Source organism: Varibaculum cambriense, assembly GCF_022133705.1.
Classification (GTDB): Bacteria; Actinomycetota; Actinomycetes; order Actinomycetales; family Actinomycetaceae; genus Varibaculum; species Varibaculum cambriense_A.
Map to the genome: position 1 here is coordinate 15,195 of NZ_JAKNHJ010000005.1, position 26,471 is coordinate 41,665.

32 protein-coding genes are annotated in these 26,471 nt (G+C 54.8%); 7 read left to right on the forward strand and 25 right to left on the reverse strand.

The features are described 5' to 3' along the window. Positions 1-56: 56 nt before the first annotated feature. The gene (locus tag L0M99_RS03215; RefSeq protein WP_238127739.1) at positions 57-1,574 is read right to left on the reverse strand and encodes a xylulokinase; all 1,518 of its coding nucleotides are present in this window, start codon (positions 1,572-1,574) and stop codon (positions 57-59) included. A gap of 553 nt (positions 1,575-2,127) precedes the next feature. On the opposite strand from L0M99_RS03215, the gene L0M99_RS03220 reads away from it, so the two are divergent. The 7 genes from L0M99_RS03220 (at position 2,128) to L0M99_RS03250 (ending at position 6,564) form a co-directional block, all read left to right on the forward strand. Next, positions 2,128-2,808, forward strand: coding sequence for a hypothetical protein (locus L0M99_RS03220; protein WP_238127740.1), 681 nt, complete (start codon positions 2,128-2,130; stop codon positions 2,806-2,808). A gap of 525 nt (positions 2,809-3,333) precedes the next feature. Beyond that, entirely contained in the window at positions 3,334-3,600 is a 267-nt protein-coding gene (locus L0M99_RS03225; RefSeq protein ID WP_238127741.1) for a hypothetical protein, read from the forward strand. A 60-nt stretch (positions 3,601-3,660) separates the two neighbouring features. After that, positions 3,661-3,921 (forward strand): hypothetical protein, encoded by a 261-nt coding sequence (locus L0M99_RS03230; RefSeq protein WP_238127742.1) that lies wholly within the window; start codon positions 3,661-3,663, stop codon positions 3,919-3,921. A gap of 33 nt (positions 3,922-3,954) precedes the next feature. Further along, positions 3,955-4,437 carry a hypothetical protein gene (locus tag L0M99_RS03235; protein ID WP_238127743.1) on the forward strand — a complete coding sequence of 161 codons (483 nt, stop codon included), beginning with the start codon at positions 3,955-3,957 and terminating at the stop codon, positions 4,435-4,437. Then, entirely contained in the window at positions 4,437-4,868 is a 432-nt protein-coding gene (locus L0M99_RS03240; protein WP_238127744.1) for a hypothetical protein, read from the forward strand. The genes L0M99_RS03235 and L0M99_RS03240 overlap by 1 nt, the downstream gene beginning before the upstream one ends. After that, positions 4,865-5,713: a hypothetical protein gene (locus tag L0M99_RS03245; RefSeq protein WP_238127745.1), complete on the forward strand. Its 849-nt coding sequence runs from the start codon at positions 4,865-4,867 to the stop codon at positions 5,711-5,713. The genes L0M99_RS03240 and L0M99_RS03245 overlap by 4 nt, the downstream gene beginning before the upstream one ends. 71 nt (positions 5,714-5,784) lie before the next feature. Next, entirely contained in the window at positions 5,785-6,564 is a 780-nt protein-coding gene (locus tag L0M99_RS03250) for a tyrosine-type recombinase/integrase (protein ID WP_238127746.1), read from the forward strand. Here the strand turns inward: L0M99_RS03250 and L0M99_RS03255 are convergent. From L0M99_RS03255 to L0M99_RS03370, 24 genes are all read right to left on the reverse strand, one after another. Further along, positions 6,561-6,998 carry a DUF2746 domain-containing protein gene (locus L0M99_RS03255; RefSeq protein WP_238127747.1) on the reverse strand — a complete coding sequence of 146 codons (438 nt, stop codon included), beginning with the start codon at positions 6,996-6,998 and terminating at the stop codon, positions 6,561-6,563. The two genes, L0M99_RS03250 and L0M99_RS03255, sit on opposite strands and share 4 nt — an antisense overlap. Before the next feature lie 84 nt (positions 6,999-7,082). Then, positions 7,083-7,355 carry a phage holin gene (locus L0M99_RS03260; protein ID WP_238127748.1) on the reverse strand — a complete coding sequence of 91 codons (273 nt, stop codon included), beginning with the start codon at positions 7,353-7,355 and terminating at the stop codon, positions 7,083-7,085. A gap of 17 nt (positions 7,356-7,372) precedes the next feature. Next, positions 7,373-8,155, reverse strand: coding sequence for a CHAP domain-containing protein (locus L0M99_RS03265; RefSeq protein WP_238127749.1), 783 nt, complete (start codon positions 8,153-8,155; stop codon positions 7,373-7,375). 1 nt (position 8,156) lies between these two features. Continuing rightward, positions 8,157-8,321: a hypothetical protein gene (locus L0M99_RS03270; RefSeq protein ID WP_238127750.1), complete on the reverse strand. Its 165-nt coding sequence runs from the start codon at positions 8,319-8,321 to the stop codon at positions 8,157-8,159. Positions 8,322-8,392: 71 nt separating this feature from the next. Then, the gene (locus tag L0M99_RS03275; RefSeq protein ID WP_238127751.1) at positions 8,393-8,776 is read right to left on the reverse strand and encodes a hypothetical protein; all 384 of its coding nucleotides are present in this window, start codon (positions 8,774-8,776) and stop codon (positions 8,393-8,395) included. A 14-nt stretch (positions 8,777-8,790) separates the two neighbouring features. Further along, on the reverse strand, positions 8,791-9,180 hold the full coding sequence (locus L0M99_RS03280; protein WP_238127752.1) for a hypothetical protein: 390 nt from the start codon (positions 9,178-9,180) through the stop codon (positions 8,791-8,793). A gap of 11 nt (positions 9,181-9,191) precedes the next feature. Beyond that, positions 9,192-9,560 (reverse strand): hypothetical protein, encoded by a 369-nt coding sequence (locus L0M99_RS03285; RefSeq protein ID WP_238127753.1) that lies wholly within the window; start codon positions 9,558-9,560, stop codon positions 9,192-9,194. A 24-nt stretch (positions 9,561-9,584) separates the two neighbouring features. Beyond that, entirely contained in the window at positions 9,585-10,235 is a 651-nt protein-coding gene (locus tag L0M99_RS03290; protein ID WP_238127754.1) for a hypothetical protein, read from the reverse strand. Between the two features lie 5 nt (positions 10,236-10,240). Next, entirely contained in the window at positions 10,241-10,909 is a 669-nt protein-coding gene (locus tag L0M99_RS03295) for a hypothetical protein (RefSeq protein ID WP_238127755.1), read from the reverse strand. 3 nt (positions 10,910-10,912) lie between these two features. After that, entirely contained in the window at positions 10,913-11,971 is a 1,059-nt protein-coding gene (locus L0M99_RS03300; protein WP_238127756.1) for a siphovirus ReqiPepy6 Gp37-like family protein, read from the reverse strand. Positions 11,972-11,986: 15 nt separating this feature from the next. Beyond that, positions 11,987-12,796 (reverse strand): hypothetical protein, encoded by an 810-nt coding sequence (locus L0M99_RS03305; protein ID WP_238127757.1) that lies wholly within the window; start codon positions 12,794-12,796, stop codon positions 11,987-11,989. Between the two features lie 14 nt (positions 12,797-12,810). Then, positions 12,811-13,713, reverse strand: coding sequence for a phage tail family protein (locus L0M99_RS03310; RefSeq protein ID WP_238127758.1), 903 nt, complete (start codon positions 13,711-13,713; stop codon positions 12,811-12,813). After that, on the reverse strand, positions 13,706-17,308 hold the full coding sequence (locus L0M99_RS03315; RefSeq protein WP_238127759.1) for a phage tail protein: 3,603 nt from the start codon (positions 17,306-17,308) through the stop codon (positions 13,706-13,708). The genes L0M99_RS03310 and L0M99_RS03315 overlap by 8 nt, the downstream gene beginning before the upstream one ends. Before the next feature lie 32 nt (positions 17,309-17,340). Next, entirely contained in the window at positions 17,341-17,637 is a 297-nt protein-coding gene (locus tag L0M99_RS03320; protein ID WP_238127760.1) for a hypothetical protein, read from the reverse strand. Positions 17,638-17,741: 104 nt separating this feature from the next. Further along, positions 17,742-18,092, reverse strand: coding sequence for a hypothetical protein (locus L0M99_RS03325; RefSeq protein WP_024058246.1), 351 nt, complete (start codon positions 18,090-18,092; stop codon positions 17,742-17,744). Positions 18,093-18,336: 244 nt separating this feature from the next. Beyond that, positions 18,337-18,945, reverse strand: coding sequence for a hypothetical protein (locus L0M99_RS03330; protein WP_238127761.1), 609 nt, complete (start codon positions 18,943-18,945; stop codon positions 18,337-18,339). A gap of 433 nt (positions 18,946-19,378) precedes the next feature. Further along, the gene (locus L0M99_RS03335) at positions 19,379-19,672 is read right to left on the reverse strand and encodes a hypothetical protein (protein WP_238127762.1); all 294 of its coding nucleotides are present in this window, start codon (positions 19,670-19,672) and stop codon (positions 19,379-19,381) included. Positions 19,673-19,685: 13 nt separating this feature from the next. Further along, complete coding sequence (locus L0M99_RS03340) at positions 19,686-19,853, reverse strand: hypothetical protein (protein ID WP_238127763.1); 168 nt, start codon at positions 19,851-19,853, stop codon at positions 19,686-19,688. Positions 19,854-20,058: 205 nt separating this feature from the next. Beyond that, positions 20,059-20,607, reverse strand: coding sequence for a hypothetical protein (locus tag L0M99_RS03345; RefSeq protein WP_238127764.1), 549 nt, complete (start codon positions 20,605-20,607; stop codon positions 20,059-20,061). A 19-nt stretch (positions 20,608-20,626) separates the two neighbouring features. Next, positions 20,627-20,791, reverse strand: a complete 165-nt coding sequence (locus L0M99_RS03350) for a hypothetical protein (protein ID WP_238127765.1) — start codon at positions 20,789-20,791, stop codon at positions 20,627-20,629. Between the two features lie 164 nt (positions 20,792-20,955). Continuing rightward, entirely contained in the window at positions 20,956-22,155 is a 1,200-nt protein-coding gene (locus tag L0M99_RS03355; RefSeq protein WP_238127766.1) for a phage major capsid protein, read from the reverse strand. Positions 22,156-22,165: 10 nt separating this feature from the next. Further along, entirely contained in the window at positions 22,166-23,392 is a 1,227-nt protein-coding gene (locus tag L0M99_RS03360; RefSeq protein WP_238127767.1) for an HK97 family phage prohead protease, read from the reverse strand. Beyond that, positions 23,389-24,918 (reverse strand): phage portal protein, encoded by a 1,530-nt coding sequence (locus L0M99_RS03365; protein ID WP_238127768.1) that lies wholly within the window; start codon positions 24,916-24,918, stop codon positions 23,389-23,391. Before L0M99_RS03365 ends, L0M99_RS03360 begins: the two co-directional genes overlap by 4 nt. Beyond that, positions 24,915-26,468 (reverse strand): terminase large subunit, encoded by a 1,554-nt coding sequence (locus tag L0M99_RS03370; protein ID WP_238127769.1) that lies wholly within the window; start codon positions 26,466-26,468, stop codon positions 24,915-24,917. The genes L0M99_RS03365 and L0M99_RS03370 overlap by 4 nt, the downstream gene beginning before the upstream one ends. Positions 26,469-26,471 lie beyond the last annotated feature (3 nt).

Below are 26,471 nucleotides of genomic sequence, written 5' to 3' on the forward strand. Positions count from 1 at the left end.
GCCCCTCAAAAGGGGCGACCCAAATTTATTGCTTTTCTCGCATCACGTCCTATTACCTAGTGCAAGGGGTGACGTAGAGAGAACTGATACTGCTTATCCATAATCGGTTTCAAGGCCGGATATGCCTGGTTTTGCAGCTCCGCTAGTTCCAGATAGATTTCATGATTCTTAAGGTTCGGTTCCGAGGTGTCTCCCAAGACAACCATCCCTTTTGCGGCCTCTGCTACGGAAGCGTAGGCAGCAGTTTGTGCCATCGCCATCACCGCGGCGCCCATAGCCGAAATTTCTTCGGTTTCACAGCTGGTGAGAGGCAGCCCGATACAGTCCGTCATAATCGCGCGCCACAGGGGAGAGCGTTGCCCACCTCCCATTACCCGCACCGATTGCAAAGGCACCCCGGTAGTGTCGGCAAGGGTATACAGATTGGTAGCCATGGTCAATGAAATACCTTCCAGAATCGAGCGGTAGATTTCCGCTCTCCCATAGGCTCCTGCCAGCCCGATGATGGCGCCGTGGGCAATCGGATCCCAGAAAGGTGACTGTACTGCATTCCAATAGGGCATGGTTACCAGCCCGCCGCATCCGGTCGCCACCTGAGAGGCCGCTTTTTCTAGTTCGGGATCGGGGCGCCCCGCAAGTGCCGGATTGCCCAGTTCGCTACGGAACCAACCCGCCAAGTGGGCACCAGAATTTTGTACGATTTCCAGCACGTATTGGCCGGGAATGCCTGCCACGTCGGTGCGGAACACATCGGCTATCTGATAGCGAGGCGAGTGCACTCCGGCTACCAGGGCAGTCCCCATATTTAGGTAGGCTTCTTCCATTCCGGTAGCCCCGGCTCCCAATGCTGCCGCTTGCCCATCCCCGCAGGCAGCTACCAGTTCAACTGATTGTTTGATTCCCCAATCCGCTAGCACCGATTTCTTGATCGGGGCGATTATCGAGGCGGCGGGAACCAGATCGGCTAGCTGGTCACGTTTGATCCCGATTAGGTCTAGTAGTTCCGGCGAGTAATCCAACTTCGCGGAATCCAGGAATCCCAAGGAATCAGCAGTTGCCACCGAATCAACCCATTGACCGGTCAAGGCATGAGTTAGATAGCCGTGCACCCCTACTATCTTGTGGGCAGCAGCTAGTTTTTCGGGTTCATGTTCTTTTAACCAGGCAATCTTGTAGATCGAGGGAGTGGTGTCGGGCTGGAATCCTGAAAGTTCATGTACTCGCGGGCTACCAATCTTTTTAACTTGCTCCGCGGCTCTGCCATCGAGCCATAAAATCCCGGGACGAAGTGGGGTGCCTTCCGAGTCAACTAGGGCGAATGACTGGCGTTGGATGGTGGCGCAGAGAAATTCGATGCGACTACGATCAGTGTCGCTAAGCTGCGCAACTGCCTGCCCTACCGCCTCATTGGTGCTCTTCCACCAGTCGCGAGGGTCTTGTTCATAAAAGTCCACTCTTGGGGTGGACATTGCAAATTCTACCTTCGCCTGTGAAAGTACCGATCCGGCACTGTCGACAATTATCGCCTTGGTACTGGTGGTAGAGGAATCTACTGCGATTACTAAACTGCCCATGCTGATTGAACCTCCTCGTTCCAATGCGTATAAAGGTGATTTTACTTGGCCGTGGTTAAGGATAACTGGTTACGGCTAGTTCACCAGAGAAATAAGTCGCCGAGGAATGCTGCGATCCACTTTTTCTATGATTTCGCTACTGAAGCTAGTTGTCTGTTGGGAGCAGAAAACTTTGAGGAAATCATGGGGCGGTGCGTAGGGGGATGGTTATTCCGTACTGATCTTCTTGAGTACATTCTTTCCTGGCGTTTCAGTTTTAGAAGACCGAATGCTAATATCCCACAGAATACTGCGGGATATTAGCATTCGCATTCCTCACCAGATCCTGTAATGGTGAGGTTAACTTTCGGGCATTAGCCCTATTTTTGAACAGCTTCAGATTGCCCTGAAGTGAGTATGCTGCATCAAGGTGAGTTTTCGGGTATTTAGCCCTATATTCGAGTACTAATCCGTAAAATAGGAGGTATACATAACCCCGGCGATTCAGCCTAGGCTGGGGATCGTTCCGGGGTCTTCGATATTGAGTTTACCACAGGGAGCAGGGGTGTCACAGGTGCACAACAAGGAATGGGATCGAACTATTATGGTCGGTCTTCTTTCTGAGAAGCGTTTGAGCACATATCTCGCAGCTACCGATGGTGTCCTTGACACTGCATTTGAGCTTTATGCCTGGAATACTCAACTGGCTGGGGCGATGCTAAGTGCTACTGCGATGGTTGAGGTGGTGGTGCGCAACTCAATCGACCGCACCCTGACTGCCTGGAATGCGACGAGGCACGGATATGATGACTGGTTCGCTCTCCCTGCTCTCGATTCTCGGGCTAGAGAAGACGTGGATAAAGCTCGCGCTCGTATAGAACGCAACGGTTCAACGCCTAATCACGATAAAATCGTGGCCGAACTGTCCTTTGGTTTTTGGCGATTTCTGACAAGCCGCAGGTATCACGCATCAATATGGGTTCCCGCACTTCACAAGGCATTCTCTTTTGGGGATTCAGACCTGCGCAAACGCCAGCGAGAAACAGCCAGATTGCTAGGAAATATGAATTTCCTTAGGAATCGTGCCGCTCACCTGGAACCAATTTTCCGGCGCAATATCGCCCGGGATATCGCAGAGGCAAGATGCTTGATGCGGTGGGTAGATCCGGAAGCCTTGCTATGGTTCGATGACACGCTGAGGCTAGACGATGTTCTTAAAGTTAAACCAACAATAAAACCAAGGTTGATTAACTAGGGTTATTATAGCCGAACGAGAGTGAAACAACTTAGTTAGTATGGACGATTATCCCAGCTAAGTGGGAGTTCCTTCAACGTTCGGTGCTGGGTTAAATGGTGAAGCGACGAAAAACCTCACTGATTCGCCACTGGCAGCATTCAAAACAGCTCATGTGATGCCGCAGAGATATTACATGAAATGATAATTGCAAACTCGATAGTTGCATTATTGCTGTTCAAAGATTATCTAATGGCGGAGGTAGGGGGAATAAACGCCATCCCCGCCACTACCTGCACAAACGCAGGTAAATAGGTAGTTTGTGCTATTACAGTACTATATAGGAAAACAGCCCCGCCGGCCTTTATGGGTCAGCGGGGCTTTAGTTTTAGTGTGTATCCGCACCCCGATTATTGGGATAGTCAGCGAGTTTTAGCCGTATCGGCTAGGGTCGCCGGCTCTTTGGCGGCGACCCTATTTTAGCAAATTTTGTTATTGTGGTGCAGTTCATAAAAAAAGAGTGTCCAGGGGTGGACATGTCCAGGGGTGGATGCTATAGTTATATATGTAAGCGAAAGAGAGGGAAGCGAAAAGCTTTCCAAGAGAAAAGGAAAAACCAAAATGTTCTACTCCACCAAAGACGAAGCAATCGAACGCGAAATTATTACCCCCATCGAAAACGGGGAAGCCACCCGTGAAGAATACGACATCGACGCCATCGCCGAGGCAGTAATCGACAGCGACGACCGCAACCGCTACTACATCCGCGAAGATGTGGACTTCTGGGACGTTGTAGCCGACAACCAAATCTAAACCCAAATAAAACAAGCCCCCCGCCAAAAGGCGGGGGGATCCGGGAAAGGAAAGCACGAAATGAGCATCGGGCAGAAAAGCAAGCGGCAACACATCTTAGATCTTCAAGAATGCTGCAAAAAAGGACAAGCCGCCACATTCGCGTTAGACACCTGGCAGACACTACCCACCGTCGAAGCCTTCACCGAATGGCTAGAAACCGACTTTGCGAAAGTTTGGAAAGAACGCAGAGCCAGCACCCCCGCCCGCTGTGCTTCAACTGCCCGCCTATTCGACGCGATGAGAAAAGACCCTAGCCGGATCCAGGTAATCAAAAACTAACCCCAAAAAACGAGACGAGAAAGAAACCCTAAAATGTTTATTAGCCTAGACGAGAAATTCACCGACCAAGCCGAGAATATCTACAAGGTAGAAAACCCCGTAGACAACCACTACATCACCTATCTCTATGATGAGGACGGAGGAAACATTATCGCCCGTAGCGACGAGAGCGAGGACTTCCCCAAGTTCTACAAGCGGGGCTGGACGAAGCAAGAATGCCATGACTCCCTAAAAGCGGATTGGGTGATCCAGAAAGACCGGCAGGAACACATCGAAGATTTAGAAGCACACCTAGAGCCGGGACAAGATTCCTGGCTGTGCCTAGAGGCCTGGGACACCCTACCCACCGAGCAAGCATTCAAGGATTGGCTAGACGCCGATTTCGCGCCCACATGGGAAGACACGGGCGACGATCCCGATTTTGAGGACGAAGATAGGCAACGGCTAATCGATTCATGCGATCGGCTATATAATGCTATGGAAGATGATCCCAGCCTTGTCCAGGCGGTGCGGTAATGTGCCAAAAATATGAGTTCGACGCCTGGCTTGACGACGCTAAAGACGACCTCACAGAGGACGCTTACGAAGAGCTTTATAAAATCTGGTGTGAGGTGGATCAGCTTTTCGAGGTAGCGCCCGCCAGTGGAGACAAGCCGCGGGAGGTCGACCAGGACGCTATAAACGAATTTTTGACCGGCGCAGCCGAGTTTTCTTTCGCGATCTCGAAGCCCACCAGCGAGACTTCTAAAGCCCACGCCGCAAGCGTCTTACAAGCTGTCGGGGAGGATTGGGCAAAAGCGCGCGGGCAATACCACGCCGCAAGGCTGCAGCTTTACGGGGCGATAAAAGCCGCCCACGCCTACACCAACCGGAACCAAATCGCGGTTAATGCCGGGGTCGGGCGGGACACGGTGTATAAAGTCCTAGACGCCGAGAATCTATCATGACGAAAAAGCTCACAGCCTCAAAAATGCCCGAGCTAAGGGCTACGCTACAAAAACAATTTGATGAGTTTTCCCCTAGTGATTATGCACGCGAGGTCGCAACTTTTGACCCCTCTGACCAGGTCATGGCCAAAACAGTGCGGCCGTTCAATCCGGTCGATACTACTTTATGGTGGGTGCGTCCCGATATGGCGCGCCTAGCATGGGATGCGGCCAAGACCCTCCCAGAAAATACCCGTCTTTTAGAGGCTATCCCTGCCCCGAAAGGCATCCTAGTATGGGAAGGCACCCCGCTAGTGTCTGGCGTACTTCTCACCTCGAAATACTGGGATGAGCAGCGCGATACCCCGATCCACGGGGTTACCTGGGAGGTGACGGCGCGCGGGGTAGAAGTAGGAACTCTAATCTATGATCCCCCCGGCGCGGAAGAACTTTGCTATATGCCTTTTACCGCTTATCTGTACATTGGGCAGCTGAAAAAAGACCTTGAAGCGTACCTAACCGCAACTTTCCTGCTGGCTACTCAGCCCCGGATAGGGCAAATTACCCGGCACGATTCGACACCTAGACGGCGGCGGTATGTCCCTCCCGGTCCCGGCGATATACCCACCGGGGTAAACCTGGTGGCTTTACGGGAAAATGCGGCGCGATTACCCACAGAAGAACTAAGCGAGGGAGAAAAGAAATGGGGTCTTTCGGTGCGTTTCATGGTGCGAGGCCACTGGAGAAACCAAGCCTGCGGGGCAAAACTGGGGCAACGCCGCCCCGTATATGTCGCCCCGTATCTGAAAGGACCGGAAGACGCACCCCTGAAAAGCTCGGAGACGGTGTTTGTCTGGAGACGCTAGACGAAACCATCCTAATATCTGAGTATTTAGCGCCCTACACGGGTAAAACGCTAGAGCGCTACTACCAGATTATGCTGGATTTTCTCGGCTGGTGCATCAACGCCCGCATCCACATGCTGGACGTGAACAGGGTTTTTATCGAGCAATACGCAGCGGCGAAAAGAAAAAGCGGGCTATCAAAAAGCACCGTAAGCGGCTATCTAGTCCCTATCTGTGGATTCTATAGATGGGCATTCCAAGAGGGGCTAACCCAAACGGATCACGGGGCATATGTTAGGCGCTATTCCAGGCCGCGCCGCTCACGCCTCAAATGGTATACGCGGGAGGAAGCCCGCCGAATCCTAGCCGCGTCGATCGAGATGGGGAAGCCTACCAGCGGGCTAATACATTTACTTTTGCTAAATGGTTTGCGGCTGGGTGAGACTTTAGCGACGCGGATCGAGCACCTATCCACGATAGATCACATGACCGCTCTCACCCTCCCGAACCGGAAAATGGGGGTCATGGATACAGTCACTTTACCCGCCGCCACCGTCGAAGTTCTTGGCGACTGTATTGGGAAACGCAAGCATGGGCGGATTCTTTTAGACCGTGGCCGTGTCCTCACCCCGTCTCGGGTCTACACACTTTGTAATCAAATGAGCGAGATTTGCGGGCTAGATACGCCTGTAAGGCCGCATCAGCTGCGTGCCACATTCGTGACCCTCTCGCTAGATGCCGGGGTGCCTTATCGGGACGTGATGGCTTCCACGGGGCATGCTGATATGTCTATGGTGGCTTATTATGACCGGGCTCATGCCGCTATTCGCCGTAATGCTTCCCACCGGTTGAGTGACTGGCTAGCTGATTAATCGTCTTGCCGTGGTGTTTGTGTGCGGGCATGTATGGCTTCCCAGATTTCCCGGTGATCCCTGTCCGCGTTTTGCTCTGCGTCCTGCATCCTAGTGGTGAGGTTTTCTACTGATTCTCTTAGCTGGTGGATGTCGCGGCGGATGAAAGCGGCACGCTCTCTAGATTCCGCTGCCTGCTGATCCCTTACCCGCTTAAAATCCTCTAGCTCTCCTAAGATTTGCCCTAGCCCGGCGCGCGTGTCATTTTGTCCCAGTAGCATGATCCGTTTATTAGCGTCGATATCATCGCGAAGATTGGTCTTGTGCGTATTCGTGACCTGGCGGCGGGTGTCTTCGGTGGCTTTTTTGATTTTAGCGAGCACGTAGGTGAGGACACCGACGATGAGGGCTGTGAGGGCGGCTATGACTTCCGGGGCTGTGAAAATCTGGTGCAAAGCGTTTTCCTCCATATATGGGAAAAGCGCCCCGCCCCTCTTGCAGGAAAAAGGGACGGGGCAAGCCTGATAATGGTTTTTCGTCTAGGCTTCTGGGTCTAGGCGATGAGCAGGAGCGCAAGAATCGCTACTATCATCGCCGCTAACTCTTTTAGGCGTGTGTGCCAAAGCCGCGCCCTGACCTAGCAAAGCTGCTGCGAGCGCGACCCAGAGCGGGGCTAGGGTGTCAGTGATTACCCCGTACCCGCCTAGAATTGCAATAATCGCAATTACCACCGAGTATGCCCATGCCCGCACCGTTGGGGTTAGCCATTTAGCAAGCCGGGGCGTGTCGGTGTAGGTGTAGTTTTTATCCATCATGTCCTCCAAAATCGTTAAATTAGTTTTCCGGCATTCAGGCGACGCTGCCAGGCTTTGACTGATTGATTCCCGAAATAGCCGTCCTGGGTGACGCCTAGACGCCGCTGCATAGCCCTAGAAGTAGCCTTGCCCCAGTGTCCATCCTGGCTAACTCCGGCGGCGGCTTGGATACGTCGCACTAGGGTTGACCCTCCGCGCCCGTACCGCATCACCACGACCGCCCAGTGAGCCTTTTTATTGCCTTTCCATTGCCCGGAAATATAGCCATCAATCGGGGTGCGGGCTAGCTGCTGAGCGCGTCTAATAGTAGCCGCCCCTGCCCACCCATCCACGGCGATACCGGAAGCGGCAGGCTGGGTGGTGTATGCGGGGCGACCATAGCCGACCACGTAACGCGGGGCGCGGGCACGGCGCAGCACACGACCACCAGAGCGCCCACCACTAGCCCCAGTGTTGCCGTCGATAGTGACCACGCGGCCACGGTTCCAGCCCTCAAAAATCCCTACATGCGAGATGCGGCCTAGCCCGAAATCAAAATACACAATATCGCCGGGGGTAAGGCCGCGCGTCCCAGAATGCCACCGGCCACGCTGTTTAAACCAGACCGCGCCGGTTGGTGTGTAGGAATGCCTCGGAATGATCGCGGTGGCTCCGGCTTGCGCCGCAACCCACGACACAAACATCGCACACCAATAGCCTTTGAGTCCGTACCAGTCACAAAACTTCCCGCTAGTAGAGGTGGCAGTGTAGCCGAGCTGAGACCGGGCAATCCTTAAAACATCGCTTGCGGTCGCCATATTATTCGGCCTCCTCTTCTTGGTCTAGATTCGCCACAGAATCCGGGTCTTGGGGCAAGTCCGCGGCGTTTTCTTCGTCATCTGTCGGTAGCGGGGATGCCTCCAAAAGTTCCGGGGACTCCTCGCAGCCCTCGCAATTCGCGCAGGGGTCTAGGTTTTCTGGCATTTGTTTTCTCCTTTTGGGTATGAAAAAAGCCCCGTGCATTTGCGGGGCTAAAAATGAAAAACGGTGCGGGTTTACACGGGGATGAAAATAGCAGCGATAGGCATCACTATCCCAGCCTGAGAGCCTGCGGCTTCATACGAGGCACACTGCAAAATGCCTCTATTGTCTACATATAGCTCATATTGCCCGCCCTTATTAGTGACGCCCGCTCCGATAAATTGGGTTGCGCTAGGCCTGTAGCCTGCCGGGATAGTAGCGATACTGGTGTAAGCCCCGCCGGCTTGGCGTAAAACCGCGCCGGTCAGAAACACGATCTGACCGACTTTACAGATACGGGGCGTGTGACCACTCACCGCAGCCCATCCGGTGGACAGAGCGAGGTTTTGCCAGTCAGTTTGCACTAGGGTCTCAGCATTCTTTGCGGTGGCGTGAAGAATCGGGGGGGGGGTAGACATTACTAGAATCCTTTCTATTCGCATTCGTCCGCGTACCAGACGATATCCGGGAAATAAAAATTAGCGACACCGCCGGAGTTAGTGTAGATAATGATTCGTCTATCATTAGTGACCCACATGGGGTAGCTGTACCGCACGCCGTTATTAAAGATCGCTAATCCTATAGTTGGGGTGGCGGTTTTGGGGCATGGGACACCGTCAGGGAGTTGCGCAACCTTGCGCGCCCCTGACTTTTGCATATCAAAATTGATGAGGCAAGACCCGGGGATGCGGTACATGTCGCCGCGTTTTTCGATCCGCAAGCCCTTAAAGCCATCAGACGGTTCTATAAGCTGCCAGGTCTTTTCGACCTCATATTTAGAGTTAGTCGACACGGCGTGAATCAGCGGGGGGGGGGTAGTCATTTAAAGCCTTTCTATTGGAGACGGTTAGGATCAGTCGACAGGGACACGAGACGCCATCCCAAAGTCTGAATAAAGCTTTGGTCACTGTTTCCGCCTTGATATACGCGCCCCTCGATTATGCCCGTATCGCGGTTGTAAACGCAGGTGGATATTTGGGTGAATCCGCTGGATTCCAGACAAAAGATCTGGAATGTGAAACCCTCAGGCGCGCGATAAGGGGCTTGTAGCTTTATAGTACCGTTCCAGTTGTTGGAATAGTTAGCCGTTAGTTTCCACCCGCCCGGGTTCTTAATCGCCCCTGATAGTGGGTATTTTCGCCCGTCAATAATAATAAAAGGCTCACGTGTTTCCGTGTCCACATGCGCAAGCGGTTTAACCATAATGTACCTCCCTAGAATCGTGTTTTATTGCGTGGTACGTGTCCAGATAGCGGCACCCATAATCGAGGTGCGCACATAATTAGCCGACCGGCTCAAATGATTCTGTAACTCGATTTTTAGAGTCCCTGCTCCGGCTAGGTTGATTTGCGCCGCTATAGGCATCACGTAAGTGTAAGACAAGTTATTCTGGACGCTTGCCGCGTAAGAATTCCCCATACCGGCCTCACCATGCGGCGTGCCATTGACCAAAATCCGACACGCTCCCGTGCCGGTGTCATAGCCCGCCTGATTAATCCAGGCTGACGCTGTAATAATCAGCAAGGCTTTATCCGGCCATGCAGGGACGGGGACAGACACAGACCGGAGGGTTTTCCAGGATTTAGACACTGTCGTGGACTCTTGCTTTGTGGGCGCGCTGATTGGGGTCGCTTCCATCTGCTCTTTCAGTGCTGCGCCCTCAATAATGCCCTTGCCGAGTTTCAGGTTACCGCCCGAAATATTGAGAGTCCCACCATCTCCGATAATGATATTGCCGCCGTGCCTAACCCTAAGATTTCCCTGGGAGATTGTCGCGGCTTCAAGGGTGCGTGTCCCTGTCGTGTCGATTGCGGATTGAATCTCACGGAATCGGCGCTGCGCGGCGTCTATCCCAGACGGTAACGGAATATTAGCCAAAAGTATCATCCCATCCAGATTGCGAAAGCGGTTATCTCAGCCTGACCCCGGTCATAAAACACATAGTCAAGGCCGTTCATAGTGTGCTCAAGCTCCACCCTTACGGCCTGGCCGGATGTTACCGGGATAGGCTGGCAGTCCATCATCCCTAAATGCACCCACTGAAAATCCTCATAAGCGCTCAGAGTAGCGGGATATTCGGGGCATGGAATACCTGCGATCTTGGAGCGGATCCGTGATTCTAAATAGTCTGATTCCGCGATATCTCCGGTTACGTGACCTCTATAAAGCGCGACCGCGAAAATGATCCCGGTTTTAGCCCACTCCGGGGCGGTCATCTCCACGCCGCCGACTTTGTGCCATTGCCCGATTCGCCACCCTTTTTGCGCCGTCACGGGGGCGCGTACGGTTTGGCTCATGGTGACCCAGATATGATTTTTAAGCGCTGAAGCTGGGAGAGTACCAGCAAGCAATTTTAGATTCCCGGTGACGATCTCAAGACTGCCGCCGTCTAGGACTTCCAGGGTTCCGCTGCCGCGTACCGTCACACCACCCTTGCTAATCGTGGCTGAGGATAAGCGCCTGCCCCCGTAAGAATTCTCTTTCTCGACCGTCCGAAGAATCCGGGCGGGGGTTTCAGCCGTCACCGGCAGCGGCGCGCCATCACCAAGCATTCACTACCCCCCGATTTGTGCGACATACGGCTTGACCAGCTCTTTCGCTGGGTCTAGCGACCAACCCACAACCCTAATCTTCCTATCGATTTTTAGGCTGTCCGTATCAATCACTAGCCGCACATCGTCCCCCATGTGCCAATCCACACCGAGCCGGGGATACTCATCAAGTTTTTGCGTCAATGTAAAGACCTGGACACCGCCCGATAGCGCCGCTAATAGCCCTTTAGCGTGAGTATCTAGGGTCGGTTTTTGGGTGACTGAGTCGAAAGTTTTCCGCACCTCAACGCGGGGATAACCGGCGTTTTCACGCGCGGCGTCAATCATCGGAGACGATAGGGGGCGATCTTCGCCCTCACCGCCACCCGCCGCGACAACGTGGGTCGCATATTCGGATTCTCCAAAGCGTTCTTCTAGGGTGGCTTCTATTAGCCCGCCGGGTAGCTCAAAAACCGCCTGCGGGGAATCCGTAGCAATCCCGATTCGGGGCGTGCCGCATTTAAAGACCGGGATAATCGCCGATTGTTTTTGCCGGTCTTGCCACTCAATGCTGATGTGCCATTCGGGGCCGCCAATAACCCCCGACAAATCCGATAAACGTTTATATAGGGTGGCGGCGTCGTCGTCGTTATATTCCCTGTCACGCTTAACCCCGCTCCTAGGGGCATCGACTAGGAATGGAACCCCATCCGGTATTGCCTGCCTCACCAGCCACGCCGCTATGTCGGACTGGTCTACCTGGTCAAACCTTTTCGCGGGCGTGTAGCGGCGGTCTAGATAATCTTCCGGGGATGAGCAGGAAATCGACACCACGCCGCTAGTCGCATCCCGGCTACGCCCGGTAATAATCCCGCCCCAAGCAATCGTTCCATCATCGAGGACAGCTACAATCCAGAAGCGCCACGGCGCGGTCAACGCCTCCCAATCTTTAGGACATGCCGGGTCATAGACAGGCAGGGAAAAATTAGCGGTCGAGATGGTTTGCATCGCCCGCTCGAAACTATCGCCAGACGCAAGCGGCAATTCGGCATGTATCTGCCCGGTCTGTATATCACACGCCAAAAAAAACATTATTTTCTAGTCCTGCCGTTTCACGACGAAAGAGCCCATAAGCTCAGTACCTTGTGGCGGGGTATCACCCAGCACCGATAAGCCGTTTCTATATAGCTGACACCACCAAATATTTTCGCCATCCCCTAAAGGCCCGTGCCAGGGCGTAAGCCCTGACATCCCGGTAGCTATCTCGTTCCCGTACCCGCTCATTGTGACATTTACAGTGATTAGGACGGCTCCACCCGGTAGGGTCGTGCCTTGCACCTGCCCATACTCCACCGCCGGAGCAAACGGGTAGTCAGTAACCTGCTCGTCCCCTTTTTTCGATGCTCCCGCTAGGGACGCTTCCACCCCGGGGGTTACGCGGGGAGCGCCTGATACATATACCCGGATAGTCGCAAGGATTAGCGCCCCGGCGGGGGCTTGCGGTTCGCGAGGACTGCTATTCGGTGTCCCCTCTATGACCCGGATTTTAGCGCCCCGACCCTTATCCGCGGTCTCCTCGATCGTGAGAGCGACTAGGTCTATGCGGCTAAAAGTTGCGTTAGGCGCAGATAAAGGCAGCGTAACCGGGTTCTTGATCCCGGTCAGGTACGACCCGCCGGCGGTGGTCACTATGCAATGCCCCGGCTGCACATTAACCTCAGTCGAGGACGCGGACACGGTGCATCCCCGCAAAATACCGGGGTTAGCGATAAAAGGATCCGTGTCTGATTTAGGCTCGAAGAATACCGCGAAAAGATCCCGCAAATCCCTGCCCGTGTACTCTGGCGCGTCGTCCGTCCCCGCATCAAGCGCCCACGGAACCAACAAATCTTTATTTGCCTCAGCCATAATAGTTTTTCTCCTTATAGGTAGGATTCCGCGACCCGAATCTTCAACCGCGCTTCCGGCGTGTAGCCATCAGCAGACCACGTGATTAAATGCTCCCCGACATCGATGACCGGGAAACCCCCCGAAATAGCGCCACGCCGGGAAGCCCCGTTAAGCTCCACCGTCCTAGCGGCAGGGTCAATGACCAGCCGCTCACCCTCTTTAATGTCCAGATTCACCGCGACACGCCACCCCGCCACCGCATCACGAACCACCGGATTCCTCACCGGGCCGCTAATAATAATCTGCGAGAGCGGACGAGCTGAGCCCGCGACGATAAACCGCAGTTCACCCGCCACCACAGCCGACTTGATAATAAATGGCACCGTAACCGGGATACGAAGCCCCCCGGTTTTTTTAGGTAGCCCGGTTTCGTACACATCCCAGACGGTCGCGCCCGTTTCCCAATCCACGGGGTGAGCGAAAGGCGACGCCGCCACTAGCGGAATCTCTAGGCTAGCGCCGACCCGGTGTTTTTTCACCTGGATTTTATCCTCACACCGTACCTGCCAGCCGAGCGGGTAATCCCTGTAATCCCGTACCCGCAAAATATCGGATTCCCTGAGAGGCAGCGCGTTTTTTATCTTGTCCACCGCCACATTCACCAGGGAGGGTTTATCGGGTGGCACACGCACCCCGACATTAAGGCTCATTCTGGTGGCGCGAATCCATGTGCGACCCATCCAGTCACCATCCCGCCAAGCGCGCGCCCCGGTTTCCCCCTCTAGGGTCACATCATAAATTTTAGGTACGTCATTTAGCACCCAAAATATGCCGTCGCTATCACGTACCCCGAAAATTAGCCCGCCGAGGCGCGCGGCGGTTTCTTGCCACGTAGTGAGCGGCTCAGCCTGTAGCGGTGTATTAAGGCTAGGCATACGCACCTCCAAGAGCATTAGCGGATTCAGGGACAGCGAGCAGACGGCGGGACAACATCGTCATCATCTTCACCGGATCATCAGATTTGAGCGTGTTGTTGATTGTGACCGGCGCGCTAGAACGCCCGCCAGCCCCACCCGTACTAGTCCCGGTTACGCGGTTAGCTTGACTGTAATCCGGCTCCGCAATCATCCCCGGCAGGTCACTAGTCAGCCCGGTCAAGGTGGCTTTCGCATTAGCGATCCGATCCTGCAAGCCTTTGTCGAAGCCCTCGATAATCCAGCGGCCTTGAGGACGCAAGAGCCGTTTATCGACCGATTCCGGACCTTTCCAAGATGTGAGCTTCGAGGTCAGATTACCGAGAATATTCTTGACCTTGCCGAACATCGATTTAATACCATTTATAAGCCCATCAATGATTTTGCGACCTACACCAGATAAAAGCGACCCTGCACTAGAAAAAGCGCTGCGAATCTTTGACGGGATAGAGCGGATTGTAGATAATACCGCGCCGACCCCGCCAGTCACGATAGCTTTAAGACCGTTCCACGCGCCCGAGAAAATCCCTTTAACTGTCCCCCAAATCGAAGAACAAATATTTTGAATCGTCCGCAAACCACCGTTAATTACACGTCCTATCCCGCCCATCACAGACGAAATAATCGCCATTATCCCAGACCACACACCAGAGACTAGGGACGCGATACCCCCGAAAACGGTCGAGAAAATCCCGGCGATTACCTGAATCGCCCCGGCTAGTACCCCGGTTAAGAAGTTCACTAGCCCCATACCGGCCTGAATTATCCCGGTCATTAACGGCACGACCAGCGCTAACGCAACATTTAGCACAGTGGCGATGGTTGAGGCTATAGCGGATAGTATCGGGGCTAGCACGGATAGGACAGCGGAGATTAGCGGCATGACAGCGGCAAGAATATTCCCAATAATCTCTACAATCGGGGCAAGCGCGGTCACTAGGGTCGCTATCGTCCCAGCTAGTAGCCCTATAAGCTCACCAATACTAGGCAGTGCCGGGACAATCGCAGCGAGGACTTGCCCGATAATCTCAGCGAGCATGGGCAAGAGCGGGGCGATAGCGGAGACTAGCGAGAAAACCACTTGCGTCACCGCCTGCAACACCGCCCCGATCTGCGGCAGGATTGGTGCGAGCGCGTCTATCAACGCGGACACTACCTGCGACAATACCGGCAATAATATTGCTAAAGCGCCACCAAGCGCCCCCGCAAGCTGCGCCGCTACAAGCTGCAACATCCCCCCAATCATTGGGAGGATAGGGGCAAGCCCGGAGACTAACGCAGTGACTAGATTTCCTAGCGCGGGCATGATACTTTGAAGCGCGCTACCGAGCGCGGTAAAAACCTGCCCGAAAATAGGGACAAGGCTAGACACTATCGGGGTGATTTGATTTACTACCCCCGCTAAAGTGTCCCCGATCGTCTTAAATACCGGTTCAAGTTTCGCCATTAGCGACCCTATCAGGGAAAACACACCTTTAAGGCCGTCACCCATGCCGCCTATACTCGAGAAAAGCCCGCCAAGCGCGGACTGCAAAGCCGGGGAGGACTGGATAATCTTCCCGATAATCCCGATAGCTAACCCGATCGGCCCGGTCAATCCTTTGAAAGCGACACCAACTAGCGGAATCTTTGCTAAGAGCGGCGCGAATGCCCCGACAGCGACACCGATTAGCGGCGCGAACTTGCCTAGCGTGGACGTGATCCCCGATAGTCCGCCTTTACCGAATGCCTCAAACTTTTTACCGATACTTTCAAAGACGGGCTGTAGCCGTTCAGTGACGGCATCGGCGACATCAATCAGGTGTTTTAGCAGTTCTTTGAGACCGGGTAGCATCGGGGCGATAGCGGAAGCACCTAGACGCCCAAGAGCCGCCCCGAAGTTCTTCATCGCGCCGGTCGAGGTGTTAGCGGCTTCAACCGCCGCCTTGCCTAGCACCGACTGCATAGCATTATCGAACTTTTCGAAGTCCAATTGCCCATTGGATGCCATTTCGCGGACAGCTTGCTCAGTGACCCCCATAGACCGCGCCAAAAGCGACGCAGCAGGAACACCATTTTTAGAAAGCTGGGTCAAATCAGCAGCGGTAACTTTGGCCTGGCCAGCCATTTTTGCCCAAATAGTCGAGATATGCCCGAAGTCTTTACCTGAAATCTGAGCCGACGCCGCAATATTCTTTAGCGAGCGTTCCATCTTTTCGGTATCTCGAATGGACGCGCCGAGCTTACCCGCAGCCTGTGCCGCATCATTAAGCCCGAAAGCCGTCCCCTTTACCGATTTAAGGGCGGCGTTCATCATGCCCTCGGTCTGCTGAGCATCGAATCCCAGCCCCTTGAGGGAGGCGCGCGCGGATTCAATACCAGTAGCCCTAGACCAACCTTTTTTAAGCGCCACAGCACCGACGGCGGCGATAGCAAGCCCCGCCGAGGCTGCGACCGATTTCAGACCGGCGAATGCTTTAGACCCAGCGGCGCGCATCTTAGAAAAAGACGCCGACATAGCCCCGTGAATCCGCCCGCCCACTGCCTGGAAATGAGGGGCAAGGCTAGAGAAACTGGCTTTAATGCTGGACACAGCCGGGGCTGCCATAGCAGAGAGCCGCCCGAAAGCCGCGCCCGCTTTACTAATCCCGGGAGCAACTAGGCTAAATGCTTTAGTGGCAAGCCCCCCGATTTTTCCGAAAGCACTATCCGCGACCCCGCCTAGCTTTCCGAAAGCGCCCGCCCATAGCCCGCCCATCTTGGTGGCGGCACTAGCCGAAACGCTTAGGCTTTTACCGATTGCCCCGGTGAAGGGTTGGAGCCAGCGCGGCGCGCCCTGGAAAACCTTAGACCAGGCTTGAGACGTGAAAGTCGCGGCTTTCCCGAAACCCGTCCCAAGACCCCCGGCTTTTTTCAGCGCATTATTTACGAACCCGCCGAGCGACCCCGACACCTGAGAAAACGACTTAGACGCGGCTTCACTATTGCCCGCCCACGCGGTCTTGAACGCCCCGCCCACCTGAGAGGCTTTAGCCGCCGCGACCTTAAACGCGCCCCCGGCTAGGCTAGTAGAAGCCGCTAGCTTCTTTTGTGCCGCTTCTGCGAGCTTGGAAGCCTCAGCAGTCTTGACTAACGCCGCATCGTAAACCTTTTGCGCCGCTGCCGCTTTCTGAGTAGCGACATCATGGTCACGTTGAGCCTTAGCGAGCCGCTCCGACGCTGCGATTGCTTGCGGGGAATCAGCCCCAAACTTTTTAACCGCCGCCGCGTACTGTGCTTGCGCGACTTTTACGCGCCCTGCCGCATCCGCGACCCGATTCTCTGCGGTCGTGAGCTTTAGAGACGCCGCGGCTTGCTCCGCTTTCGCGCTCTTTAGAGCATTGGAGGTGACCTTAACCGAGTTTTCGAGCGCCTTAAAAGAGTTCTTACCTAGCCCCTTAGTGGCAGCGGAAAAGGTTTTGTTAAACGCCCCGCCGAACTGTTTACCAGCCCTAACCGATTCACGCGCAACCCCGGCGCGCATCCCCTTAAAAGAGGGAGCTATCGTGATCCATGCAGTAGAAGCGAAACCCGCCAAAACAGCCCCTCCTTATTTAGTTTTTCGGTTAGTTAGTCTGGTATTGCTGAAAACGTTTTCAACGTGTCCTCAAACCAGGCTTTTTCCTCGCTATCCATGCCCGCAATCAAAGCGCGTTCCGCCTGATCCGCGCTATTTTCCGGCCACGGCCACTCAAAGAGAATCGGGTCTTCTTTTTCGCCCCTAAGCGCGTTCATCACCCGCTCCCAGCCACGCGCCTCCCAAATCTGGGTTCGGCTCATGGGGTAGTCCCAACCGGTGACGGACGCGAAAACCCGGCTAGCGGGGTCGGTGATTATCTCGACCGCTGCCGCTATCGCATACGACACGCCCCAATCCATGACAGTGGAAAGGGGCGTGTGGTAGCGGGCTAATAAATCGAGATTGAAAAGCTGGGGACGGTCAAGGCAGAGGGAGAGTGCCGCGGCCGCGACTATTCCCCCGGCTCATCCCCCAAAATATCTGAGGACGGCAATTGCGCCCCGATTTCATCCGCAAACTTGGTAAATTCTTGGAAATAGCAGGTAATGATCACAATGAATTCGGTCATGCCAACTTCTTCAATGATCGCGGACGCTTTTTCATCCCCTAGCGCCTCCAATAATTCAAAAAACGCTTCGGTCTGGTCTTCAATGTCGCGGACTTTTTTGAAAACCTTGGTTTTAATGTCGAGCGGTAGTTTTAGGACACCGCCGGAAGTCTGAAAAGTAATATATTGCCCACGTACAACGGGTTTTAGGTCTGCGCGGGTTGGAATCTTAAAAGCTGGCTTGCTGGTGCTCATGATTATTTCTCTTTCAAATAGGTGTTTTTACTGGTATTGCTGGCGGTTTTGGTATAGGGAAGCCCCGGCCGGAGAGCCACCAGCAAGAAAAAACCAAAACCCTCTAGCAAAACCCCCGCGCTGCACATGTGGTAAAGGAAACCCACAAAAAATCCACACACGCAGGCGCGGGGGATACGAAAGGATGCTAAAAGGCCGGTTTTTCTTCTCTCCAACCGGGGCAGTCTAAGAATCCCCGGGGCGGTTAGCTTTCAATAGCCGCGGGCGTCACGTCGCCCTTCACTCCATCAGGGAAAATATTCCATTCGCCGAACTGCCCGCCCTCATGCTGCGGGTCAGTCCCGAACCTTACGGTCACCTCATAGCCGAGAATCGAGCCGCGCTCCGACTTCGATTCCTTGACCTCTTGAATCTGGACGTTAGCGCCAGCGCGGCGGCGAATCATCGAGTTCTTAAAAATCTCCTCCACATAGAGGGCGTAACGGTTAGGATTACCGCCCGCGTCCACCACGAAAAATCCGTTAGCATCCGGCTTAATCCCGCGAATAAATTCCACCGTTACCGGGTCAGTCTGTGCCAGGGTGAAAGTTAAGGTGCAGTTTGCGAGACCGGACGGCATCGAGTAGCCCTCCTGCCAGAACTCTTGCGCGTCCCCGTCAGCCTCCAAAGTCCATTCGGGACCGCCGTCGCTAGTAATCAGCCCTAGCCGCTTGAACTCGGTGGGTAGCTTGTATTCTTTTTTCCCTCCCTCCTCAGGGGTCGGGATTTTCGTCCCGTACGGTGCGAAAGCAATTGCGCCGGTCACGGGGATATTTACAGCTTTAAGGTCATTACCTTGAGCATCAGCCGCCATAATAATTATTTCCTCCTATTATTGTCGGAGCCCCCGTGATGTATAGGGAGCAGGTTATGTACCGCAAATGCGGATATGTCTGGTCGGTGATTGGTTGCGGTCCGACCAAGCTAGAAACGTGGGTTACGGGCGTGTTTTTTGCGTATGGTAGGGCACGGATTAGGGTGCATAGGTTTTCGGCGTCCTGGTCTGCTTTCCAGCGGGTAGGGGCTGAGACTGTGAAAGCTATATCGCGGGCTTGCTGCACCCCATCCGGCAGGTCTGTGCCTCCGTCGTCTCGGACTACTATCCAGCGGGGCGGGGCGGGCATGTCTGGTTCTGGCCATGCCGCGAGAAACTCCGGTTGTGGGTGGTGTAGCAGGTTTTCCCTAAAATATTGGATTAGCCAGGGTGTCGGGTTTTCATAGTGCGTGACCTGCATCTAAACCCCCTATTAGTATTTTTTGGCGCGGTTAACGGCTTTGCGTAGATTCCCGGTTTTGGCTTCGAGGATTGCGGCTTTCCAATCATCCGCGACGACCTGCCACATGGTGCGCCGCTTCGATTTCACTTTGCGGGTGTGGATTGAGCGTTGATAATCCCCGGTGTCGTAGGGGGCGGTGGCTCTGGCTTCAATCGCGGCGGCTTCGGCGATTGAGTGGGTTAGCTGCGATATCGCCTGGTCATGCCCGATCCGGTTAAAAAAATCCTCGTTTATTTCGACCTCGACATTTACGGCTTTAGACATAACTACCCCCCTCTTATCCTGTCGAGGATTTCAAATGCACTACAGTTCCGCGCAGGGTCGCGCCGGGTAGCGGGTTTTCGTAATATTCAGGGTGCCCGTCCACATCAAAAACCCGGTCGCGATCCCATAGCCGCGCCTCTATTCTGTCGCCGGGCATAATGTCAGCGGTTTCGTCTGGCATGTAGAGCGTCCACGTATCCTGCACCTGTAACCGCCCAACCTGGTCGGTTGAGAGGGTAGAGCCGGGCGCTATAAACCCGCTTATTCTTTCCCTCTCTGGATAGTCTTCCCAGTCTGCGAGCCTTCTAGTCCCGTCATACCTGTCAGTGACAAGGCGGCGGCGTAGCCTGTAGATTTCTTGGCTGTGGTAATTAAAAAACACTTTGTCACCACCCTGGACCTAGTGGCAGGCGATACCGGGCTAAAACCTGCTTTTCCGGCTCTAGTAGTAGCGCTTGGGATAGTGGCATGCCCCCGGTTAAAGTCCCGTAGCGCATTGAGAATGGCCCGGTCGTTTGCTGCACTACGCCTTGGGAGGCGTTCCCGGTTTGCATACGATCTGCGAGGGCTCGCGCGATTTGGAAGATTTCGACGCATTCTTTCGGGTCGTAGCCGTGCCTAATAGTGGCTTTTATGCCTCCGAGCCGGGAGGGTAGCGCGGTTTTCCCTACACGGATTAGCCCCGCGTCTGAAAACTCGATATTTTCCGGCGTGATTTCTTGCCCCGCATACTCTAAGCGTTCCACATCTAGTAGGCGCAGGGTCGGGAGGTTGATTGTGCGTGTCCCGGTCGCGTCTAGGGTGAGGGTTTCGGTGATGATCGGGCAGATGTGCCAGCGGGCGTAGGCGCGAATAACCCCCCATGCTGCGCCCCGGGTATCGTTATTACCGGCTGGCGGCGTATCTGGTATGGAATACCGGTCTAGCCCCATCATTACCCCCTTTTTTTTCGTTTTATTTGTTTGCTGGTTTAACGGCTTTATTAGCCGGTCTAGCGGCTTTGCGGCGCGGCTTAGGTTCTTCAATCAATAAACCTTTAGCGCGTAAATCCGCCGCCGTAGCCGGGGTGACCTGTATCCGTACCGGTTGCCCCGCGCGTCGTATTGTCACAATCTCCATGTTTTCCCCTTGTGTTAGGTGGTGCCATGCCCGCCCCATTGAATAGTTCCCCTGGTTTTCTCACTGATATTTTTGGAGTGACTATCAGCCGCAGACATTGAGCTCCTGCGGAAAACTACCCGCCAAGGGCGGGCAATAGCACCTAGATTATTTGCCGCACTGGCTTATGCGGCGGTCTTTTCGAGCAGGCAGAAAGCGGACGGCATATAAACCGCCAAAGCGAGGCGTTCCTCAGCCAGGATGGTGACCCTGTTGTGGACGAAATCGTCCTCATTCTGGAACGCAGTCCGCACCGCTACTCCGCCTTTGTGGTAGACGGTCGCGGCCTGTTTACCAGCACCAACAAGGACTTTGCCCTTTTCGATAGCGGGGGTTACGATCGTGGTTTTACCCCATAGTGGCGGGTTTTGGAGGATGCCCCCGACCCCGTATTGCCCGGTAAATGGACCGCCCGCCAAATACTGCCCGTTCTGGTCTTTCTTGAGGCGTAGCTCTTGGTAATCCGCAGGGTTAATCAAAATCCCGTCAGCCTCAAGCCCGGTAGTCTCGGCGACTTTGGAGCATGCCCGGAAAATGTCATCCACTAGGTCGGCCTTGGATTCCATTTTCTGCAGCCCCTCGCGCTTCAAAAGCCCGAGAACGTTAGTTCCCTGCCCGTCACCGTGCAAAAGCTGGTTTTCCTCAAACTTCGCTAGCTCGCGCAAAAGCCGGTTATTAATCTCAGTGACTAAAAATGCCTCGTCTTCTAGCATTTCGGTGGAGAGCTTGATATAGCCGGCGATCTTGCGGACGGTTTCGGTTAGCTCTTTGTAGCTGGGGAAATGCAGCTGCGGTTTCTTGCCCTCTTCCGCGACGGTGGTGAAAGCGCCCTCGACTGCCGCGCCTAGCTGTTCAGTGAAGTAGACCAGGGTAGGGGAGTCTAGCGCGCCTGCGCCGAGGAAATCAGCAACACGTAGCGGCGGTTCATATTCCCGGATAATGTTCCGGTCAATAGTCACCGGCTTTAGGTGCTCCGGGAGGGTGCCGGTTACGTGGGTGTCGGTCGCAGCCTTGAACTCGGGGGTGGTGATAGACATGGCGGACATTTGCCCGGAGGCTTTCGCAGTCTTGAGCTTAGCGCCCGCAGTTTTCACCACGTGGCCACCTAGGGACTTAGCCGGGGCGTCTTTAGCGTCCTGCTTTTTATCGCCTAGCGCCTTAGTGATGGTTTCGGATTCTTTCAGTGCTTCGAGCTTCGCAGACAACTCCTTAACCTCAGCGCTGGCGGCTTTTACGTCGTCGACGCTGCCGTTCCCGGTGTTTAGCGCGGTCTGAGCCGCCTCAAGGCGTTTTAGGGCGGCGGCTAACATTTCTTTCAGGTTCATGTTTTTCTCCTTAAAGGTTTAGTAAATGGTTTGCGCGGGCGATTATTGCGTCCGCTTCTTTTTTCACTGACTGTTTGCCGCCCTTACGCGGGTCAGTCTCCGAATCTTCGGTCTCTGACCCGGTTCCGCCGGGTTCATCATCAGTAGGTTCTTGGTTAGGGGTTTCTTCCCCTTGGTTTTTCTCGATAATCTCGGCTACTAGGTCAACGATTTTTGCGAGTTGATCCTCAAGCTTTTCTAGATCGGCCGTTAAATCCGTTTCCGGTTCTTCCTCGCTAGTGTCCTCGGTGGCTTCGTCCTCGCTAGGTTCCGGGGTGTCTTCTTCTTGGAGGGCTTTCACAGATTCAATCGAGGTGGCTTGATTCGCGCCCACCGGCACAATGGAGACTTCAAAGATTTTGCAGCCTGTAATCTCAAAGCAATCTTTCTTATTTTCCCCATCCGTCACCTGGTAGGCGAAAGACATTTGCCGCACCCGCTGCTCTTTCAGCAACTTGTAGGCGTAAGCGGCTTTAGGATTATCTAAATCTAGCTGGACTTTCACGAAAAGCCCATGCTCGTCCTCAGTGGCTTCTAACGTGGTGCCGAGGTTCATTTCAGGGTCGGAAGTCTCATGGCACCAATAGCAGGGGATACCAGCCCCGCCGTCCCCGAAATCCTTCAAGGATTCCGCGAAAGCCCCTTTGACGATTTTGTCCCCGACCGAGTCCACGTTTCCGAATACTGAGGCGTATCCGGTGAATTGCCCGGCGGTTAGATTATCTTTTGCGCCTATCCGGTCGATCTTCAACTCTAGTTTTTTGGTTTTCATAACCTCTTTTTTCCTTTCTGCTCCCGCCGGGAGCACCGGGGGGTTCTCATACCATGCTTTTATCGCTTCGATTGAAGATTCCGAACGGGCTTCTTTCGCGGCGCGTTCTAGGCAAATATCTTTGCCGGGGTCTAGGCAAATAATCCGAATCCCGCGCTCTGCCATATCCGCGAGCGCCGCGTTAGATGGTCTAGTGTGGATAGCCCACACGTCGGCTTCTATATCGTCCGCAAAGCCCCTGCCCTGCCCGGCTTTCCTCATAGCTTCAGCCACTTTGCGGATATCGTCTTGCCCCTGCGCGTGGGCTGTGCCGCCTGTGGCTTCTACTAGCCGGTCAAAATCTATGAGCGGGTCGCCAGCCTTTCTGTTTTGCCGCGCATACGTGGTTTTCCCGGCACAAGGCGCGCCGATAATGAGCGTTTTCATTCCCACACCTCCACCACGCCCGCGCCGTCTAGGGTTTCCCCGGTTTTTTCTTGGTGTTCGGTGATGATTCCCTTGAAGCGTTCCGCGATAGTTTTAGCGACATCCTCTGGCGTGCCGGTTTTGGTGAGGTCTTGGGTTAGTTCTTTAACCCATCGCCGCCAATCAATAGCTCCGCCTGCGTCTGTGCGTCGCTTCAACCGATCCGCCGTCTTAGCCACGATTTCCAGCGCGACTTGCCCTCCAACCTCCGGGGGGCGTCCCTCCCCTCCATCAGTCGGAGACGCAAGACCACCCTCAAGCACATTTAGGGGGGTTATTAGCTCGTCCGCGCCCTCTACGGGCTTGTAGTTGAGCATTCGCCGGGCTTCGTTCCGGGTAAGAATCGGAGCACCCACGGCGGTTTGTAGGATCTTGTATTGCTCCGCGAAATCCCCCCGCAGCTTAGCCTCAACATTAAACTCGACGAATTGCTCAGGTGGCGCGCCAATCATCGGGGCAAGGAAAGTGTTAAACCGCTGTTCAAGTGCCACGATCCAAGACCCTAGGGTGTTCGTGTATAGCTGGCGGCTGTATGCAGTTACGTTGGAGTAGTTAGCATCATCCGTGATCCCGACCATGACGGGCGGGACGTGGTACACCTGGCAAACGGTTTCTAAAGATAGCTTGGTGGCTTCCGCCCATTGCTCCTCACGTGCTGAAAACCCGGTGCGCTTGAACTCGATCCCGTCCTCTAAAAGCGGGTTTGAGCCGGCCATTTTCCCGTTCGTCCCGGTGAAGTCTAGCCACATCTGATAGAACTTGCGGCGCGCCGCGTCGTCCCACTCCGGGGCGTCTTTCGGTCGGGTCAAATAGCCGTTAAAACGTCCGGCGGATTTCCAGGTTTGCGCCCTAAACCGCCGCGCCTGGTATTGCTCTTCTAAAGTTGTGCGGAGCGCTTCGACTGGTGAAGCGTTCCCTTCCATTCCATCCGGCGACCAGCCGGGAAAACTTAGCACTTGCTCGGCGGGTATTTCTACCGATTGCGGGTTATCCCCGGTAGCGGCGAAAAACGTTTTAGGCGCGCCGAAAGCGTCCATCTCCACCGTCAGCCACTCGTTAGGGAGTAGCCGCAACTCAGGTTGCCCATCAGCCCCGATAGTCACCCACACGTAAGAATCCGAATAAAGCGCGATCTGCGTCACCAAGGCACGTAGGAACTCGCCGAGAGTCTGGTTAGGGTTAGGACGCTTAAAAACATTCGCCAAAACGCCCTGCCGTACCCGGTCACGATCCCCCGCCTGATTAGTTTCAAAAACATGAATCCCCAGCTGCGCAACATTCGTAGCTATATAGTCCACAACCGTCCGCAAATGCGGCTCAGTCCGCCAAATATCGGCGACGCTTTTACCAATAAGCCCGGAATCATCAACCGGGGCTTCCAAAACTTGGAGTTCTAGGGGTATGCCCCGCCAAATAGACACCATTTTGGAGGGCTGCCGCGACCTAATCCGCCCCGTATATGCTCTAAGGCTATCCAAAAGGCTCATAGATCCTCCCACCAATCCCGATTTTCTTCATCAGCGTCCCCAGTGGGTTCCCCCTCCTCCCTAGTTCCGCTAGTCGCGGGGAGGGTTAGCCACCAATCGCCCGGCATCTCCCGATACGCCGAAAGCCTCTTATCTGTCTCCACTGGATTCACCAGCCCATAAAGCGCCCAAGACGCCGCCACCAAGGGGCAAATATCTACCGGCTTTGACAAGGTTCTTGCCCATGCTTGCGCCTCCGCCACAGACCGCACCAAAGCACCGCCCGCCGCAACATCCAGGGCGGGTTGCCCAATATGCCTGAGTTCCCCCGCCACCACGCGGTCTTTAAATTGCCCAGTCGCAGCCCCCAGCATCGTGCCCTGCACTAGCCGCGCCTTAATCTGCAAGCGTCCTAGCGGTTCTGTGAGTTCGGATGCGGGACAGCCCCGCGCCTGAATCATCACCGAGCCGGGCGAATGCTTCTCTATGAACTCTTGTACCCAGTCCGGCACCCACACCATGCCGGAACGCGCCGCCACCACTTCTACATGCGGGACACCATCGGCACGCCAGCCCGCGACAGCCACAGCAGAAAAAGACCTATCCACCGCCGTATCAATCCCGATAGCAAGCGGCGACCCCTCCATAATCTGAGAATCAGCGTCTAGGCATTTACCCCACGCCTCACGCGGCAAATAAGGTTCACGAATCGCCTTGACCCATTGGCAAAGGTTCTCAGTCCTGAAACCCTCGATAGCGTCCCCGACGTCCGCGAGCTGCGCCGCTAGCGCATCTTCTGTAATCGTGTAGCCTAGCGCCGGGTTGGCTTGCGCCCATGCGTCCCGGTCGTCCACTTTGGCTTTTTCCGGTGCCGACCATCCGTAATACGCGAAAGCCCCGCCCGCCTTAATCTGAGCGATTCCCTGCTTCCTGAGGGTAGCGAGAACAACGGATTTATGATCCCCAGCATTAGACAGGCATAGGGTTAGGGAGTTGTGTTGCGCTATCGCCGTGTTGGTCGCAGCGTTCCACCCATCCCAGTTGTAGTGCTCCCTAAGCTCGTCCATGATGATCGTGTCCGCAGATTTCGACCTAGCGCCCTGGCGGCTAGCGGAAGCGACCCTATAGACCGCGCCATTAGTTAACCTGAGTTCTAGCCCGGTGTTGCCCTGCCGCACCTGCTCAACCGCCCCGGCAAGCTCCGGGGTGTGCTGGGCGTACTGCACAGCCTCTAGCCAGGTTTCGCGGGAGGTATCCAAGTTCTGGGCGGTGCCTAGCACATAGGTTGAATGGTCAACGTACATGCGCCAAAGCGTCAAAATAACCGCTAGCGTGGTTTTCCCGTTCTGGCGGGCGACCTCAATCAAAACCCGCCGAAAACGGTACTCCCCGTTCTCCTTAATCTCGAGCATGTGCACGAGCGCCCACTTCTGCCACGGCAACAGCTCAACCCTCAAAATCTCTTTCGCGAAATCAATGACATCGAATCCGAGAGTAGTTTCCGGGGTGAGAGGTCTTAGGGGGCGTGTCCAGATACGCGGCTCAGTAACCCCAAAACGAGGTTCCCCCATGCC